This window comes from Staphylococcus sp. GDY8P126P (assembly GCF_017891965.1).
Classification (GTDB): domain Bacteria; phylum Bacillota; class Bacilli; order Staphylococcales; family Staphylococcaceae; genus Staphylococcus; species Staphylococcus saprophyticus.
Genome location: NZ_JAESKG010000002.1, coordinates 422706 through 439711 on the forward strand (window position 1 = coordinate 422706; position 17006 = coordinate 439711).

18 protein-coding genes are annotated in these 17006 nt (G+C 32.4%); 7 read left to right on the top strand and 11 right to left on the bottom strand.

Features of this window, described 5'->3' with window-relative positions; genetic code table 11:
- The first annotated feature begins 335 nt into the window (after positions 1–335).
- Complete coding sequence (gene tagH / locus KA893_RS04570; protein ID WP_011303725.1) at positions 336–1130, top strand: teichoic acids export ABC transporter ATP-binding subunit TagH; 795 nt, start codon at positions 336–338, stop codon at positions 1128–1130.
- A gap of 172 nt (positions 1131–1302) precedes the next feature.
- On the opposite strand, the gene tarA is transcribed toward tagH, so the two are convergent.
- On the bottom strand, positions 1303–2049 hold the full coding sequence (gene tarA / locus KA893_RS04575; protein ID WP_002484024.1) for an N-acetylglucosaminyldiphosphoundecaprenol N-acetyl-beta-D-mannosaminyltransferase TarA: 747 nt from the start codon (positions 2047–2049) through the stop codon (positions 1303–1305).
- A 302-nt stretch (positions 2050–2351) separates the two neighbouring features.
- On the opposite strand from tarA, the gene KA893_RS04580 reads away from it, so the two are divergent.
- Entirely contained in the window at positions 2352–3101 is a 750-nt protein-coding gene (locus KA893_RS04580; RefSeq protein ID WP_041079748.1) for a M50 family metallopeptidase, read from the top strand.
- A 99-nt stretch (positions 3102–3200) separates the two neighbouring features.
- Here KA893_RS04580 and KA893_RS04585 read toward each other — a convergent pair whose 3' ends face one another.
- Positions 3201–3845 (bottom strand): metal-dependent transcriptional regulator, encoded by a 645-nt coding sequence (locus KA893_RS04585; RefSeq protein ID WP_041079749.1) that lies wholly within the window; start codon positions 3843–3845, stop codon positions 3201–3203.
- A 120-nt stretch (positions 3846–3965) separates the two neighbouring features.
- On the opposite strand from KA893_RS04585, the gene KA893_RS04590 reads away from it, so the two are divergent.
- From KA893_RS04590 to mntC, 3 genes are read left to right on the top strand one after another with little or no spacing between them, the layout of a single operon-like run.
- Positions 3966–4688: a metal ABC transporter ATP-binding protein gene (locus tag KA893_RS04590; protein WP_041079750.1), complete on the top strand. Its 723-nt coding sequence runs from the start codon at positions 3966–3968 to the stop codon at positions 4686–4688.
- A gap of 22 nt (positions 4689–4710) precedes the next feature.
- On the top strand, positions 4711–5547 hold the full coding sequence (locus tag KA893_RS04595; protein WP_210125605.1) for a metal ABC transporter permease: 837 nt from the start codon (positions 4711–4713) through the stop codon (positions 5545–5547).
- Positions 5544–6473 (top strand): manganese ABC transporter substrate-binding lipoprotein MntC, encoded by a 930-nt coding sequence (mntC, locus tag KA893_RS04600; protein WP_041079752.1) that lies wholly within the window; start codon positions 5544–5546, stop codon positions 6471–6473. The genes KA893_RS04595 and mntC overlap by 4 nt, the downstream gene beginning before the upstream one ends.
- 552 nt (positions 6474–7025) lie before the next feature.
- On the opposite strand, the gene KA893_RS04605 is transcribed toward mntC, so the two are convergent.
- The 9 genes from KA893_RS04605 to KA893_RS04645 form a co-directional block, all read right to left on the bottom strand.
- Positions 7026–9077: a cation:proton antiporter gene (locus KA893_RS04605; RefSeq protein WP_041079753.1), complete on the bottom strand. Its 2052-nt coding sequence runs from the start codon at positions 9075–9077 to the stop codon at positions 7026–7028.
- 423 nt (positions 9078–9500) lie between these two features.
- On the bottom strand, positions 9501–9947 hold the full coding sequence (locus tag KA893_RS04610; protein ID WP_011303733.1) for a Na+/H+ antiporter subunit G: 447 nt from the start codon (positions 9945–9947) through the stop codon (positions 9501–9503).
- Positions 9922–10224: a Na+/H+ antiporter Mnh2 subunit F gene (mnhF2, locus tag KA893_RS04615; RefSeq protein WP_002484032.1), complete on the bottom strand. Its 303-nt coding sequence runs from the start codon at positions 10222–10224 to the stop codon at positions 9922–9924. Before mnhF2 ends, KA893_RS04610 begins: the two co-directional genes overlap by 26 nt.
- A complete protein-coding gene (gene mnhE2, locus KA893_RS04620) occupies positions 10221–10703 on the bottom strand; it encodes a Na+/H+ antiporter Mnh2 subunit E (RefSeq protein ID WP_002484033.1) in 483 nt (160 codons plus the stop codon). Before mnhE2 ends, mnhF2 begins: the two co-directional genes overlap by 4 nt.
- Complete coding sequence (gene mnhD2 / locus KA893_RS04625; protein ID WP_081324756.1) at positions 10703–12205, bottom strand: Na+/H+ antiporter Mnh2 subunit D; 1503 nt, start codon at positions 12203–12205, stop codon at positions 10703–10705. The genes mnhE2 and mnhD2 overlap by 1 nt, the downstream gene beginning before the upstream one ends.
- Entirely contained in the window at positions 12198–12548 is a 351-nt protein-coding gene (gene mnhC2, locus KA893_RS04630) for a Na+/H+ antiporter Mnh2 subunit C (RefSeq protein ID WP_069821734.1), read from the bottom strand. The genes mnhD2 and mnhC2 overlap by 8 nt, the downstream gene beginning before the upstream one ends.
- Complete coding sequence (gene mnhB2 / locus KA893_RS04635; protein WP_011303737.1) at positions 12545–12970, bottom strand: Na+/H+ antiporter Mnh2 subunit B; 426 nt, start codon at positions 12968–12970, stop codon at positions 12545–12547. Before mnhB2 ends, mnhC2 begins: the two co-directional genes overlap by 4 nt.
- Complete coding sequence (locus KA893_RS04640) at positions 12957–15353, bottom strand: DUF4040 family protein (RefSeq protein ID WP_069825706.1); 2397 nt, start codon at positions 15351–15353, stop codon at positions 12957–12959. The genes mnhB2 and KA893_RS04640 overlap by 14 nt, the downstream gene beginning before the upstream one ends.
- Before the next feature lie 24 nt (positions 15354–15377).
- On the bottom strand, positions 15378–15929 hold the full coding sequence (locus tag KA893_RS04645; RefSeq protein WP_069821732.1) for a tyrosine-type recombinase/integrase: 552 nt from the start codon (positions 15927–15929) through the stop codon (positions 15378–15380).
- A gap of 147 nt (positions 15930–16076) precedes the next feature.
- Between KA893_RS04645 and sroA the strand changes: the two genes are divergently transcribed.
- The gene (sroA, locus tag KA893_RS04650; RefSeq protein WP_002484039.1) at positions 16077–16283 is read left to right on the top strand and encodes a sigS mRNA-stabilizing protein SroA; all 207 of its coding nucleotides are present in this window, start codon (positions 16077–16079) and stop codon (positions 16281–16283) included.
- 18 nt (positions 16284–16301) lie between these two features.
- The gene (locus KA893_RS04655; protein WP_011303739.1) at positions 16302–16520 is read left to right on the top strand and encodes a DUF2922 domain-containing protein; all 219 of its coding nucleotides are present in this window, start codon (positions 16302–16304) and stop codon (positions 16518–16520) included.
- Positions 16521–17006 lie beyond the last annotated feature (486 nt).

Below are 17006 nucleotides of genomic sequence, written 5' to 3' on the forward strand. Positions count from 1 at the left end.
TCAATTCCAATATACGCTTTATGTCGTTACATAACAACTTTCATTCTATTCGCATATGACTCATTTTGAAAAGTGTTATTAAGTTAGCATGTTATATATTAAAATAATGAAAAATAGTTATTATAAATTCAGATAAAAGCGTTTCGTATCTATATTATTTTTTAACTTTATCATTAATAGTTGATTTTATAATGTATATTCAGTAAAATTTAACAACTGTATAAGTAATAATTATGTTAAATTGTACTCACTTACTTTACAATAGGTTAATAAATTTAACAACTAATATAATGTATAATATAATGGTATTAACTGTAAACAAGGAAGGTAAAAATATGAACGTATCGGTTAACATTGAACATGTAACTAAAGAATATCGTATTTATCGTAATAATAAAGAACGTTTAAAGGATGTCATTGTTCCTTTTCATAAAAATAAAACGTTCTATGCATTAAATGATTTATCATTAACGGCTTATGAAGGTGATGTCATCGGTTTAGTAGGTATAAATGGCTCGGGTAAATCTACTTTGAGTAATATGATTGGTGGCTCTCTGTCTCCTACTGAAGGCGATATCAAACGTGATGGTGATGTAAGTGTCATTGCGATTAATGCAGGATTAAATGGTCAATTAACAGGTATTGAAAACATTGAATTCAAAATGCTTTGTATGGGCTTTACGCGTAAGCAAATTAAAAAGCTCACACCTGAAATCATTGAATTTAGTGAACTAGGTGAATTTATATATCAACCTGTAAAAAAATATTCAAGTGGTATGCGTGCTAAGCTCGGTTTCTCTATCAACATTACAACTAACCCTGACATTCTCGTCATCGATGAAGCATTATCTGTAGGTGACCAAACCTTTGCGCAAAAATGTTTAGATAAGATATTTGAATATAAAGAACAAGGTAAAACGATATTCTTTGTTAGTCATAATATGAAACAAGTACGTGAATTCTGTACTAAAATTGCTTGGATTGAAGCAGGCAAACTTAAACAATTCGGTGAATTAGACGACGTTCTCCCTGAATATGAAAAATTCTTAAACGACTTTAAAAAGCGTTCTAAAGGAGAACAAAAGAAATTCAGAAATGACTTAGATAGTTCAAGATTTGTTGTAAAATAAATGACTTAAATTTAAATAGGAGTCCGAGACATCAATAAACCCATGTCTCGGACTCCTAATTTATATGTACTTAAGTAAAATTCAGCTCAAGTAATATTTTTGCTTATGACACTAACTTAAAACTACAACCTGTTTTATGAATAACAGATTACAATCACTGTGCTATCTAATGTTATTTCTTTAATCTCAATTTAAATACTTTATACAAAAAATTGGGAATCGCTTTGATTCTACCGATACGTTTCCAATCAATAAGTAAGCGATATACCCATTCTAAATTCATTTTTCTAAATAATACAGGCGCTCTTTTTTTCGTCCCACTAAACACTTCAATTGAGCCACCTACACCCATGAGTACCGTTTTATTAAAACGGTGTGCATGTCGCTCTATCCATTGCTCTTGTCTCGGATAACCCATACCCACAAAGATATAATCGGGATTAAATGATGTGACTTGTTTTAATACCATTTCATCTGTTAAATCAAAGAAACCATGATGAAAATCAAAGTTTATATCTGGATATTTCTCAGTAAGTTTCTGTTCTGCCTTCATCACAACATCATTTTTAGCACCTAATAAAAAAACTTTTTGGTTATTAGCATTTGCAATTTTTAAACATTCTTCCATTAATTCAATTCCAGGTACTCGCGTCTTCAATGGTGTTTTCAGTATACTTGCCGCTTTGACTATACCAGTTCCATCTGGAATAACATAATCTGCACTATTAATTAATTTACGATATGCTTCGTTTTCTGTAGCATAGTCCACAATTTCAGGATTTGCAGTAACGATAAATAAATTTTCCCCTTCATCTGCCAGAAAAAATCGCTTAATATTGTTGCGCATTTCCAATAATGTCACATTATCAAAATAGACAGATAACACATCTATTTTATCTATATGGTTGTTTTCCATCATGATTTAGAATCTCCTCACTCAAATACATCTTATCAATTTATTATTGTCATAGTAACATATTCAATAAGTACACGTGACTATAAATTAAACGATTTTGTAACCTATACTGATCTAAATTTATTATCATAAGCATTAATTCAACTCTAAACGTTATATGCGCATGCTTTTAATATTCAACTTTAACCACAATCTACGTCAAAAGTCCAAATGCTTTCTATATTAAATTACTTTATAATTAAGTTTATGCTATAACAATCTCAATTAAAAAAGAGATTGTAGGAATTCTAAACTGAGGTTACATTATGACAAAAATACAAGCATTTTTAAGTTCTACGATACAACTCAACTTAATTTGGGTTCTGATTATTGCATTAATTTATATCATCATTCATACTTACAGATATAAATCTGTAAACCAGATACTCGATATTTATTTAAATTATATCCCAGTACTAACGCATGAATTTGGCCATATCTTATTCAATAAAATAAGTGGTGGTAAAGCAAAAGATTTAGTTATTGTTGCTAAACCTTCAGAACGTATAGAAACTTCTCAACAAGGATTCGCGATAACTCAATCTAAATCAACGTTAGGTCAAGCTATCACAACATTTGGCGGTTACATCATGCCCCCATTAATGTTGCTTTTAGGATTTTTAGCGCTAGAAAATCAATATCCTAGTTTATTTATTACAGCTTACTTAATCATTTTCATTTACTTTCTAGCGTTAACATCTAGAAAGTTAGTCCCTATTTTAATTGTCTTATTGCTCATCGCTTTACTATATTTTTTATTCCAAAGTGATAATCAACAAATGATGCTTTATATCGTATCCATTAGCTATCATTTTATTTTAGGTGTGTTACTCGGCGAAGTTTTTCAATCATCTTGGACGATTTTCAAGCTAACATTTTCACGTCAAAGTGTCTCATGGGATGGCACGACACTCAAAGAACTCACGCATTTGCCAACGACCTTATTTAGTTTAATATGGATTGCCATTAATTTATTTACAATTTATCATCTACTGCAATCTTATTTTTCATTCTGACAATAAAAGCGTTTCTATCATACAAAAAGCAACCGCTCAATTTTTTGGCGGTTGCTTTTTTATGTTTTTCAACTATGTTATGCACGGTTACCAGAAAGTTTAAATTTCAGCGTATATATGCGCGGCATTGTCATAACTTAATACTGTAATTTGCTCATCTTTCTTTACAATAATAACTTTATTTGTATCATCTTTACTCAAGATTTCAATACGTTCATCAATCAATATATCTTTACTTGATAAGTAGATTAATAAGTCCGTTCTATCACGTACACGTTTTATTGTCACTGTATCACCAGTATCAAACGCTAATAAATTGGTTGTATATAATTCTTTATATTGATTATTTCTCGGGATAATACCGCCATGTGGACATGTGATTGGATAATCTAATAACTTATCTAAACGCTCCACAAATAAGTGAGATACTTTGTGTTCCAGTACTTCTGCTTCTTGATGTACCTCTTCCCAATTATATTGCAAAATTTTTATTAAAAATAATTCTAATAATCTATGGCGTTTAATGATATCTAATGTATATGTTAAACCTTCCTCTGAAAGCTTTACACCTTTATATGGTTTTGTTTCAACATACCCTGACTTCTCCAAACGATTAACCATCTCACTTACAGATGGTGGCTTAATAGTTAAATATTGGGATAGCGTCTTATTCGAAACAAAAGAATGGTCACCATCATGCGTTAAAATTGCTTTTAAATAGTCTTCTTTTTCTTCAGTTAGCATTATCTCACCTCTCAAATCATTCACCTTATTGTATCACGAATCAACTTGACACGCTAAAAGTTCATGGTATATTATAAATTAAATTAGGTTAGCCTAAAAATGTTATTAAGGAGGTTTAAAATGTTAAAGGTAGAAAACTTAAATCTTACACTTGGGAATAAACATGTACTTCAAGATATTAATTTATCCATACCTATTCAGGGTGAAATCATAGGTATTATGGGTCCTAATGGTGCCGGAAAATCCTCATTGATTAAATCACTGATTGGCGAATTCAGACCAACAGGTTCTGCTCAGTTAAATGATCATTCCATACAAAATAATTTGAAGCATGTCACTTATATCCCTCAAAAAGCGCACATAGATTTAGATTTTCCTATAAATGTGGAGCATGTAGTCTTATCAGGGGCTTACAAAGATATCGGTTGGTTTAGGTGGGTGACACCAACTACGAAACAGCGTTTAAATCAATTAATGCAAACTTTGGAATTAGAAGACTTGCGCCACCGTCAAATTTCAGAATTAAGTGGCGGTCAATTACAACGTGTACTTCTAGCACGTGCTTTAATGTCTGAAAGTACCTTGTACTTATTAGATGAACCTTTTGTAGGGATTGATTTCCATAGTGAACAAATCATTATGCATCAATTACGCAAGTTAAAAAAGGAAGGCAAATTATTACTCATTGTCCATCATGATCTATCTAAAACCGAAGAATACTTTGATCGTGTCATTCTATTAAATAGAAATATTCGCTATTTTGGGGATAGCATTACCGCTATGCAACCTGAAAATCTAAACAAAACGTTTTTAAATGCCACAGTACAAAACGAAACGGCTTAATTTTATAGAAAGGACTTAACTTATTATGGAATTTTTACAACATTTGCTAGACTATAAATTTTTGAGCAACGCCCTAATCATTTCAATTGTTGTTGGGATTGTATGTGGTACTGTTGGCTGTCTTATTGTTTTAAGGGGACGTTCACTTATGGGTGATGCAATGAGTCATGCCGTATTACCTGGTGTTGCATTATCATTTTTATTTGGTATACCAATGTTTATTGGTGCATTAATTACAGGTATGATTGCAAGTATTTTCATTGGCTTCATTACTAAAAATAGTAAAACCAAACCAGATGCTGCCATTGGGATTAGTTTTACAGCATTTTTAGCCACAGGTGTTATTTTAATCAGTTTGATTAACAGTACCACTGATTTATATCATATATTATTCGGTAATTTACTTGCTGTTACACAATCTACATTTTGGTCAACTATTATTGTAGGTATCATTGTAATGGTGTTAATCATCATTTTTTATAGACCATTAATGGTATCTACATTTGATCCAGTTTTCAGTAGAATGAGCGGATTAAATACAACTGTATTTCATTATTTTGTAATGTTGTTATTATCTCTCGTAACTGTCGCAAGTATTCAAACCGTTGGCATTATCTTAGTAGTAGCACTATTGATTACACCTGCTTCTGCAGCATTTTTAATTGCCAAAAAATTACATACTATGATGATTATTTCAAGTATTATAAGTACGATTAGTGCAATTGTTGGTTTGTATATTAGTTATGTTTATAACATTCCAAGTGGTGCCACAATTGTATTCTGTGCATTTATAATTTATGTTGTGATATTCATTTTAAACAAATTCAATATTTTCAATAAGAAAGGACAACAAATATGAAAAGGTTAATATCGATTGCACTTATCCTACTATTATTTTTAGCAGCATGTAGTAATGGAAAAAGTGATTCAAACTCAAATTCAAATGAAAAACTAAAAGTCGTTACGACTAACTCTATTTTATACGATATGGTGAAAAATGCCGGTGGTGATAATGTCGAAATTCACAGTATTGTCCCTGTTGGTCAAGATCCTCATGAATATGAAGTAAAACCAAAAGACATCAAAGCATTAACAGATGCAGATATTGTTTTTTATAATGGCTTAAATTTAGAAACTGGTAATGGTTGGTTCGACAAAGCGTTATCTCAAGCTAATAAATCAACTAAAGATGACAGTGTGGTTAAAGTATCTGAAAAAGTAAAACCTTTTTATTTAAATGGTGCTGAAGGCGATGAATCTAAACAAGATCCTCATGCATGGCTAAGTTTAGAAAATGGGATTAAATATGTTGAAACGATACGTGATACCTTATTAAAACATGATGAAAAACACAAAGAAGATATCGAATCTCATAGTAAAGACTATATCGCTAAATTAGAATCATTAAATAAAGAGAGTCACGAAAAATTCAATGATATTCCAAAAGATCGCAGAGCAATGATTACAAGTGAAGGTGCTTTTAAATATTTCTCTAAACAATACGACATTAAGCCAGGTTATATTTGGGAAATTAATACTGAAAAACAAGGTACTCCTGAACAAATGAAACAAGCAATTGAATTCGTAAAAGATAATCAACTTAAACACTTACTTGTCGAGACAAGTGTCGATAAGAAGAGTATGCAAAGTTTAAGTGAAGAAACGAAGAAAGATATATACGGTGAAGTATTTACCGATTCAATCGGACAAGAAGGTTCTAAAGGTGATTCATATTACAATATGATGAAATCGAATATAGAAACTGTACATGGCAGCATGGAATAGATGGTGCGGGCTATTGACCTAGTCATAGGTGAATAGTCCCATGTCGTACGACTTCCCTCCTAATTAAGCGTACGGCATGGTGGTATTCAAGCCTTAAATCATCTCCCTTACACTCCATCAATGGTGGCTCCTCCCCCCCTTTGATGGAGTTTTTTTTAGCGAAAATTTTTTGAAAAAATTAGTTTCGCTTATACATGAGCTTTAGCTCAAGTATTCCTCCTCATTTCATGACTTAGTGGCACTTATGCATGAGCTTTAGCTCAGGTATTCCTCCACTTTGAAAAAATTAGTTTCGCTTATGCATGCGCTTTAGCTCAAGTATTCCTTCTCATTACATGACTTAGTGGCACTTATGCATGCGCTTTAGCTCAAGTATTCCTCTTTTACATATCATATTCGACTGACTCTTACGGGAAAATACTAGCCAAAAACTACAGGTTAAGACAGTGCCTGCGAAAAGCGTTCACAAAAAAACTGCCAACAAAGTTGGAGACTTTGTTAGCAGTTTATAACCATCTTCCAAAATGGAATCTAGTGTTATTTATTACCTTATCAATCCGTTAAACTATCTACAATAATCATTTCATCATAATTAATTGCTTCACGAATTTTTAAAGCTGTTACTTCACTTACTTCTTCATCTTCTACAAGTTGATTTAAAATACGACGTTGCTCTTTTAATGCGCTTAATTTAATTTTCGTGATAGAGTTCTCATTTTTAGGATTAAAGAAATTGGAAGGTGTTAAATTATCGATACGAATAAGATAACTATCACAAATCATACCAACTTCTAATTTATTGTTTTCCGTTGTTTCTTTGCCTAATCGACTCACTACACGATAATGTACTGTACGCATAATGTTGGAAATCTCACGTAAGTTATCTACAACAGATAATGGAGAGGCCGCATTCGTTTTCACTTTCGTACGTATTCTTCTCTTTAAAATCATTGCTCTTACTTCAACTTTGATACGTTGTAATAACGAAGCTTGTTTATATACTTGTGTTCGTTCTGTATAACGCATGTAGTTATCCAACACGTTTGTAGTAATATCGCCATTTTCAACAAGACCATTTAATGTTTGATTTTCTACATCAAATGCTAATTTTTGAAGTCTCTGAAGCTCTTTAGTATTTTCATCTTCATTTTCAACCGTTCTTAAAAATGCTAGCTTATCATGATAATCTTTTATTACATTACCATATTGGAAACTAGACGTAACTGAGGATTGCTGATTTAATGAATCGATAACTTTTTCTAAAATATAAACACGTGCCTGCTTAAAGTTCATACCAACGATTTTAGGTTTTTTAGCATTCGGTGTAACGACTGGTAAAATCATCTGTGCCACAATTAAACTGATAATAACCATACCTGAGGCAATAAATAATAGGTCATCTCTAAAAATAAATGAATGATGATCTGCTAACATATATGGCAATGTCAGTGCGATTGCTAAGGAAATCGTACCATGCACCCCACACAACGTCATTATAAACGCATACATACCTCTTTTTGGCGGGGTTTCTGCAGTTTTCTGATCATCCTCATTATGTGAAATCATTTTTTGGAACGGGCTCACTGGTAAATAAAAATAAGGATATAAAACAAAAACCCATAAAAATCTGAACAGATAAATTGCTAATGCAATAAGACATGTCACAGTAATTAAGAATATTAAGTTATGCGGTTCGTTCTCAATAATTCTCCCTACAACTTCAGGAATTAAAAATCCTAAGATAGAAAACACAAATCCATTTAATGCATATCCTAATATATTCCATGTGTGATTATAACTCATCTGCAACCTAGTACGTGCTTGAGCAATTCGATCACGTTCAAAACCATGTACTAAACCTGCAACAACTGCTGCAATAATACCAGAAGCATGGAACATTTCGGCAACGATATATGTGATAAATGGTGTTACAAGTTGGATAAATGTAAACATATTAATATTTTCAATGCCACGTCTTGACAACGTCACACGGAAACGAACAAGTGCGACCCCAATTAATAACCCAACAATAAATCCACCAATTGAAGAAATTAAAAATTGTTCAACTGCATTCACCATTGAAAATCCGCCTGTAATCAATGCTGCTACGGCAATTTTAAAAGATATGATACCTGCTGCATCATTTAATAAAGACTCACCCTCTAAAATTGTCATAGAACCTTTGGGAAGTACTTTGCCATTCGTGATTGCTTGGACTGCAACGGCATCCGTTGGACACAAGATTGCAGCGAGCGCAAAAGCAGCTGCCATAGGTAACTCAGGCCAAATCCAATGCACAAATAAACCTACTACAATCACAGTTGTCACTACCAACCCTAATGCCATCATTAGCACAGGTTTAATATATCGCCTTAAATGAACACGAGAGACTTTAACACCCTCTACGAAAAGTAACGGAGCAATTAAAGCCACCATAAATAATTCTGAATCAAAATTAAATTGTACTGGAATAGGTGTGACATACAATAGCATACCTAATATAATTTGAATGAAAGCTAAAGGTATTTTTGGAAGAAAAGTGTGTAAGAATGAACTTAATATGACTAGTGCTAAAAATATAAGTATAGTTTCAAATATTTGCAAGGTTTCACCTCTTTTCAACGTCATTATTCTTTCATAATTGTTGAGGTTGAAACAAAAAATAACATCGTCTTTACATGAATATATTGCGTCCCAAACTCTTAATCACAAATTATCAAATTAATTTCATTCCCCAATTTGATAATGAACTTAAAAATAAACACAATTACAAATATATTTTATTTTATCATTTTATGCCCCATCACTTAAACGTATTGCACTTGAAAATAAAATATTTCATACATATTTTTTATTTATTCACTCTTACATCATTCTATTGCTATAAAACTTTTTATTTAAGCAATTAAATTCATTGTGCAGCAATCATATTTTATCATCATGTACTTAACAATAAAAAAAGAAGTAGCATGGAAACCCAGCCGAAACGGGTCTCATCATCCTACTCCCTGCGATTATATTCGTTCATTAATAATCATGCTCTTTTTCATAAGTTTTACGTCTTCGTTCTTCACGTTCATGCGCACGTTGTTTCAGTTGCTCAAACGTATTGTTTTCAGAGGAACTCAGTAAAATATTCGTTTGTCTTGGTGCATCACTTTTTCTATACATATAAGCGCCAGTTCGATAAGCGGCACGTGAAATCAAATGTCCACCAACTGGAGATGTTAAATTAATAAACACCAGCGCTAATATTAGTCTTACACTTAAATAGCCTTGTGAAGAAATAAAGAATATGATAACACCCACTAATGTTAATAATACAGATAGCGTAGAACTTTTAGTCGCTGCATGACTTCGTAAAAAAACATCCTGGAATTTGATTAATCCAATAGAACTTATTAAAGCAATGATACTCCCTAAGAAAATCATAATTGCTGCGATTAGATTAACGATTTCGCTTGTTATTTGCATTGAAGACGTGTCCCCCTTCTATAAATCTAGAAATTGACACCGTACTTACGAATGAAATGATAGCGATAAGTAAGATTGAATCCAAGAACGAAAAAGTTCCAAATACAATACTTAACAAACCAACCATAGACATCAATATAGCACTAGCAGCATCGAATGTGACAACTCTATCCGCAGTGGTCGGTCCTTTAATTAATCTAAATAAAGTTAATAATAAAGCAATACCAAATAAAATCAGTGCGCTTGTTATGAAAAAATCTGTTAGTGTGCCGATCATTCTGCCACCTCCAATATGAGTCCTTCATATTGTCTAATACTTTTCAGCAATTTTTGCTTCTCTTTGTCGGAAACGTCAATTGCATGTATAAAGAACTTTTTCTTTTCTTTAGATATTCTAATTACAGTTGATCCTGGCGTGATGATAATCAATATAGTTAAGAATGTGACTTCCCAATCATTATCTAATGTTGTTTCATAAGTCACTAATCCTGGATTTAAATCTTTGGTCTTAAATAAAATATAATTGATTATTGTCATACTTGATGTTATTAATTGGTAAAGATACACAACTAAAATTTTAATACCAACCCAAACTTTTTTTAAATAAAATTGTTGGCCGAAAAAGCGGTGTAAAATATAGATAACTAATATACCAATGAGATAACCTGCAAAGAAGGTGGATAATTTAAAAGAGTCTTCATCTTGAAATAATACCCATAAAAATGCGATGACAATATTAAGTAAGACTTGTCTCATTATTTATCCCCCTTTATTAAATGAGGATTTACCATTTTTTCATATAATCCATCATCCATATTTAAATGTGTCGCATTATCTGTCACTTTAAATAGTAATGGTGCGGCTAAGCCCATTACGATGATCATAGCAACCAGTACGCCGATTAAATTTTTACGATAAGTAGGTATTTTATTAAATACAATTGCCTCTCCTTTGCTTTCATTACCAAGGTACATCACAAAGAAAATTCTAAATAAACTAAACATAGCAATTAAACTCGTTATAATCATTAATGCTAAACCAATGTAATTTCCATTTTCAATCGCACCTTTAAAAATAAATACTTTACCTGGAAAACCACTAAATGGTGGCACGCCGCCGATTGCTAATATCATGACTACAAAAGCTACACCAAAGAAGGGTTCTTGTTTGGCAAGCCCATATAAACTTTTATATTGTCTAAGGCCAGTAATGTATACCAAACTACCAATAATAAAGAAAAGCAATGTTTTCACTACAATATCATTTGCTAAATAAAAGATTGCGCCGTTTACGCCAGCGATTGTATTCGTACCTAATCCTAAAATTATGAAACCAATCGATAGAATAACTTGATAGGCAGCAATTTTCTTAATATCCCTATAAGCAAGTACACCAAATGCACCAATCAACATCGTAATACAAGATAAAAAGACTAATAATGGATGTGTAATACCACTATGTTCATCAAATATTAATGTGAAGAAACGAATTAATGCATATGCACCGACTTTAGTCATCAAAGCAGCAAACAATGCAGCCAATTCAGTATTTAATACGGCATATGCCTTAGGTAACCACATAAATAGCACAAGTGCTGCTTTGGCACTGAATGCAATCAAGAAGACCATAGAGACAATGACAATTGAACTCTTATCATCATCCATTTCATTTAATCTTTGTGCAACAAGCGTAAAGTTTAGTGTACCAGTCAGTTTGTATAACAAACCAACACCGAGCAAGAGTAACCATGAACCTAATATATTCAATACTACATAGATAATGGCTGCACGTAACTGCTCAACTGATTGTCCCAAAGTGATAAGTACAAATGACGCTAGTAACATCACTTCGAACATAACATAGATGTTAAATAAATCTGCCGTTAAGAACGAACCGATGACACCCACTGTTAAAAACAAAATAAAACTTGGTAGATAATAACGAATGGCACGTTTTTCAGTTCTACCAAATCCATATGCCATAATCAGTGTGACAACAAAACTTGATGTTGTAACCAATAAGAGACTTAGTGAGTCACCGACAAACTGTATACCAAAAGGTGCTTGCCAACCACCAAAATCTAAAGCAATCGGCTTATGGTACATAACATAAATTAGTAGAAGCAATGAAACAACTGTCGTTACTGCCATTGTACCGATAGAAAATATTCTAGATAATCTACTGTGTGTACGTATAAACACAAGGCCTAAAGCACATACAGCTGGCAGAAGTAATGGTAAAATCAATAAATTACTCATTAGCATCGTCGTCATCACCTCTCAATACATCAATTTCATCTTCTTTTGTCACACGATAGGTTCTGTAAACTAATACAAGAAGGAAAGCCGTCATAGCAAAACCAATAACAATCGCCGTTAAAACAATGGCTTGTAATAAAGGATCGACAAAATTTTGACTTCCTTCACCTATTAAAGGTTCCACTTTATTTTTACTATAATTACCCATACTCATAATAATTAAATTACCTGCGTGTGTATAAATCGAAATGCCTATAACAATACGGATTAAATTGACTGATAATATCATATACGTTCCTACAAATATTAAGAAGCCAATGACCATTAATAATATCAGATTCATGAACGACCACCACTGATAGACAACATAACGGTCACAACAACACCCACAACGGCTAATACGATTCCCGCTTCAAATACGGTAACTGTCGTTAAGTGCACTTCCCCTAATAACGGTAATTGTACATAAGCATCTGTTTGGTAAAGGAACGGTTTACCAAAGAACATAGGTACAACAGCAGTGAGAAATGATAGTAATGAACCACAAATCATTAGAATTCTAAAATCAAGCGGTAACGCTACTAATACTTGTTTAACATCAAAAGCCAAGAACATAAGTAAAAACGCTGAACTAAACACGAGACCGCCGATAAATCCGCCACCTGGATTATTATGACCTGCCAAAAACAAGTAGAATCCAAATGTTAACAAAATAAACACAACGATCTTCGTTACGGTTTTTAATACAACATCATTCTCTTTCATCTTGACCCCTCCGTTCTTTAAAGTTAAGTAGCGTATAAATACCTAATCCGGCAATAATGAGTACCATACCTTCAAACAATGTATCTATGGCACGGAAATCCCCAAGAATTGCATTCACGATATTTTTACCACCTGTTAATTTATATGCATCATGATAGAATGTTGAAATTGTTGGCATCGAATCGCCTTGTTGTGCAATAAATACAAGTGTAACAACAATGACTGCCATTAATAATGAAACAATAATTTTGACTGCTTCACGTTTTTTATGAACTTTCGCACGTGGTACGTTAGGCAGTCTAGAGAAACTAACAATAAATAGAATTGTTGTTATTGTTTCTACTACTAATTGCGTTAACGCTAAATCTGGTGCTTTCATTAAGATAAAGAATATCGTTACACAATAACCAATAATCCCATTAAGGACAACCATAGTTAAACGTTGTCTAATAAAGGTGAGTCCAATACCCAGGACGAATACAACAATTAACGTAATGACCTCTATCGGACCGAAATCACTTACATGAATTTGATGTACTTCTGGGAAACCAGCTTGAATCATACCGTAGATGACAACCATGCTAAAAATGAGCAAGGTAATCGTAATATAATGATTCAAACGGTTATTCATTAATGAGCGAATACCATAACCAGAATAATGTTCAAATTGTTTATATGAACCTAAATATAAATCAGTAATCGTTTTTACTTTCACTTGATTTGCATACTTTTTCCAATTAATTCTAAGTGCCATGATAAATCCGACTACTATCACAATTAAGCTTAAGATTAACGGTAAGTTAAAGCCATGCCATTGTGATACATGCGGTGCAACTTGATCTACTTTTTCTCCAATTGTGATACTTCGTAATGCCGGTAAAATGATATTATGTCCAAATACATTAGGAATAAAGAATATGACCGGTAACCAAATCATCATAATTGCAGAAGGTAGCGTGAATAAAAATGGTTCATGCGGTGATTTTTTTGGTAAGTCTGCTTGTTGATAATCTCCCCAGAATACTTCTTTGATCATATAAACACCATAAACCAATGTGAATATACTTGCGATCACACCGATTACAGTAATGATAACTGTAAGCGTGAGATTAAATTGAGGTAATTCAACTGCACTTACTAATCCATCAAAGAACATCTCTTTACTTAAAAAGCCATTTAAAAACGGTATACCTGCCATAGATAAAGCAGATAGTAACATCACAATGTGTGTGATTGGAAATACTTTTTTCAAACCAGATAAACGGCGAATATCCCTTGTACCCGTTTCATGGTCGATAATACCTACGCCCATAAATAAGGCACCTTTATATAATGCGTGATTCATCAGATGGAATAGTGCTGCAAATAAAATCATGCCATAAATTTTTGACAACTCACCTGTTGGATGTTGTGCAAAGCCACCTCCAAGGCCTACCATAGAAACAATCATTCCTAATTGACTAATGGTTGAGTAAGCTAATATTGCTTTCATATCAAATTGTCTTGTGGCATTCACTGCACCAAAAATCATCGTAATTAAACCAACAAATGTGACACTATAAATGTAAAAATCACTTAATCCTAATACAGGTGTAAATCTAAATAGTAAAAAGATACCTGCTTTTACCATAGTAGCTGAATGTAGATACGCACTCACAGGTGTCGGTGCTGCCATGGCTTTTGGTAACCATATATGGAAAGGAAATTGGGCAGATTTAGTAAATGCGCCAAGTAGTAGCAGGATGATAATTGGTATAAATAAATGACTTTGTGCAATTTTATCACTCTGTTCAATAATAGAAGTGATTGAATTCGTACCAGTTACAATGTAGATCATGATGAAACCTGCCAATAATGCCAGTCCACCAAATACTGTAATCATAAACGATTGTATTGCACCGAACTGACTATCACCCTTACTGTACCAATAAACAATAAGTAAAAATGAGGAAACACTTGTTAATTCCCAGAATACATACATTAAAATTGTATTGTTAGCTGTTACAATGCCTAACATACTGAACATAAATAATAATAAATACAAATAAAAACGTGGTAAATTATCATGTTCTTTAGATAAGTATTGTGTTGCATAATAAACAACGGCTAATCCAATAAGAGAAATTAATAAACTAAAAAATAAACTTAAACCATCAAGTCGAAAGTCTATATTGATATCTAATAATGTGAGCCAAGGTATTTTAACTGATACAAAGTTTCCTTGCATCACAGATGGTAGCTGATACAAAAAGTAAACCGAAGCAACTATGGGTGCTAAAAGTGCTATATGTCCAGCATATTTCTGGAATTTTATATTTGTCAGTGTAAATAATAGGATGACCATTATTAATATTAAAGTGCTTAGTAGATATACTAAACCCATCGTATCCCCCCTTTAGTTATTATTTTATAAATTTAAAGCTATTGTTGTTTTACTTGCTTTAGTTGAAATACCAATAAATTTCATCGTTTCATACGTGGTTTGATGACCTAGATACTTTTGAATAATAGAAATTGAAATACCTGATTGATACGCATGATACGCAAATGTTTTCCTGAGCGTAGTTAAACCTATATGTAACATGCCTAGTTCTACTGCTGCAGCATGTATAATTCTATACGCCTGCTGACGTGACAAACCTTTCAATGTTCTATTGGATTGAAATAATAATTGACTATCCTCTAAATGTTCTTCTTCTATATATTGTGCCAATTCATTTCTTAATTTATCTGGCAATCTAATATGAATATTCGATGCATGTTCTTCAAGCCAATAATATTTAATTTTATTTTTTTCACCTTTTACATCACTCACACAAAGGTTTAATAATTCGGACAGTTTCACACCTGTATGTATCGCAAATTTAAAAAATAAATAATCACGTTTTGATTTACAACTAAGTACTTTATACATTGCCTTTATCTCATTAATATCCCTAATTGGATCTACTTGGTTCATATATTCACCTCTCAACTATAAATGTTTCTTATTTAATGATATATGATATTTATGTCACATGAAAGGGATTAGCTTAAATTTCTCAAATTATTTTTGGCCAATTCACTATTTAATTTCGATATATATAGTGAAAGGAGGTTGAAACAGATGAGTACAATTAGTCAACTTGCAGTAACAATGTCACGCACACTGTACGATAAAGATGGAAAAGCCAGTCAGGTCAAACGTCACTTTACTAATTTAAATACTGAAGCGACACCAGAACAACTCAAAAGCTTTAAATCAATTATCGAACAAATCACTGGAGAACGTTTTGACAAGCTAGAAGTCATTAAGACCGAAGCTATTAACTAAATGAGGAGGCACTAAACAATGTCACAAACCCTAGAGCTTATATTCAATGATGCAGTAAATAAAGCAATCAAATTACCATTACCCAAAATTGAACACTTCGTAAACGAATCAGCAGTTAAAGAAGGTATGACTAAAATCATAGATTTAGATATTTTACGACCTAAATCTGGTATTCCAACGTCTATTCATTCAGCACAGATTATAGACAAATCTACTAAACTCATATTTGAAAACTAAACTATTTAACTTAATGGTAGGAACTTTTATAACGGACTTCCTAGTCACACTATTAAATCAAAATATAGAAGATTTAAAAAGTTAGCTAAAGTAGATACCTATGCCCTACGATCAGGCTATTTCTTTTACTTAAACGAAAGTAAAGTATATAAATCTAATTACGTTGGTCGCCTGCAATTGCTATAAAGTAACTGGTCATAGGTCATAAACATCTTAGATTAATAAAACAACGGTAATTTCTATTTAATTCAAATAGAGATTGCCGTTTTCTTCATTGTTATGAAAATTGATAATTCACTAAACTATTATTGTTAATAGCCCAATAAAGCTTGTATTTGAATATACTTATACGTATTGTAATGAGTTGGTTACGTTATGCTACGCTTAGAACAAAATTCATAACCTTCTACAAAATGGCCGATATCTAATAATAGATTTTAAATATAAAGGAGAACTGATCCATGAACGGACTAGTTCTCCTTTATT

What these genes read in the sequence shown, in the direction of transcription:
- tagH (WP_011303725.1), top strand. Translation starts at nt 336, where the DNA reads ATGAACGTATCGGTTAACATTGAACATGTAACTAAAGAATATCGTATT.
- tarA (WP_002484024.1), bottom strand. Translation starts at nt 2,049, where the DNA reads ATGATGGAAAACAACCATATAGATAAAATAGATGTGTTATCTGTCTAT.
- KA893_RS04580 (WP_041079748.1), top strand. Translation starts at nt 2,352, where the DNA reads ATGACAAAAATACAAGCATTTTTAAGTTCTACGATACAACTCAACTTA.
- KA893_RS04585 (WP_041079749.1), bottom strand. Translation starts at nt 3,845, where the DNA reads ATGCTAACTGAAGAAAAAGAAGACTATTTAAAAGCAATTTTAACGCAT.
- KA893_RS04590 (WP_041079750.1), top strand. Translation starts at nt 3,966, where the DNA reads ATGTTAAAGGTAGAAAACTTAAATCTTACACTTGGGAATAAACATGTA.
- mntC (WP_041079752.1), top strand. Translation starts at nt 5,544, where the DNA reads ATGAAAAGGTTAATATCGATTGCACTTATCCTACTATTATTTTTAGCA.
- KA893_RS04610 (WP_011303733.1), bottom strand. Translation starts at nt 9,947, where the DNA reads ATGCAAATAACAAGCGAAATCGTTAATCTAATCGCAGCAATTATGATT.
- mnhF2 (WP_002484032.1), bottom strand. Translation starts at nt 10,224, where the DNA reads ATGATCGGCACACTAACAGATTTTTTCATAACAAGCGCACTGATTTTA.
- mnhE2 (WP_002484033.1), bottom strand. Translation starts at nt 10,703, where the DNA reads ATGAGACAAGTCTTACTTAATATTGTCATCGCATTTTTATGGGTATTA.
- mnhD2 (WP_081324756.1), bottom strand. Translation starts at nt 12,205, where the DNA reads ATGAGTAATTTATTGATTTTACCATTACTTCTGCCAGCTGTATGTGCT.
- mnhC2 (WP_069821734.1), bottom strand. Translation starts at nt 12,548, where the DNA reads ATGAATCTGATATTATTAATGGTCATTGGCTTCTTAATATTTGTAGGA.
- mnhB2 (WP_011303737.1), bottom strand. Translation starts at nt 12,970, where the DNA reads ATGAAAGAGAATGATGTTGTATTAAAAACCGTAACGAAGATCGTTGTG.
- KA893_RS04640 (WP_069825706.1), bottom strand. Translation starts at nt 15,353, where the DNA reads ATGGGTTTAGTATATCTACTAAGCACTTTAATATTAATAATGGTCATC.
- KA893_RS04645 (WP_069821732.1), bottom strand. Translation starts at nt 15,929, where the DNA reads ATGAACCAAGTAGATCCAATTAGGGATATTAATGAGATAAAGGCAATG.
- sroA (WP_002484039.1), top strand. Translation starts at nt 16,077, where the DNA reads ATGAGTACAATTAGTCAACTTGCAGTAACAATGTCACGCACACTGTAC.
- KA893_RS04655 (WP_011303739.1), top strand. Translation starts at nt 16,302, where the DNA reads ATGTCACAAACCCTAGAGCTTATATTCAATGATGCAGTAAATAAAGCA.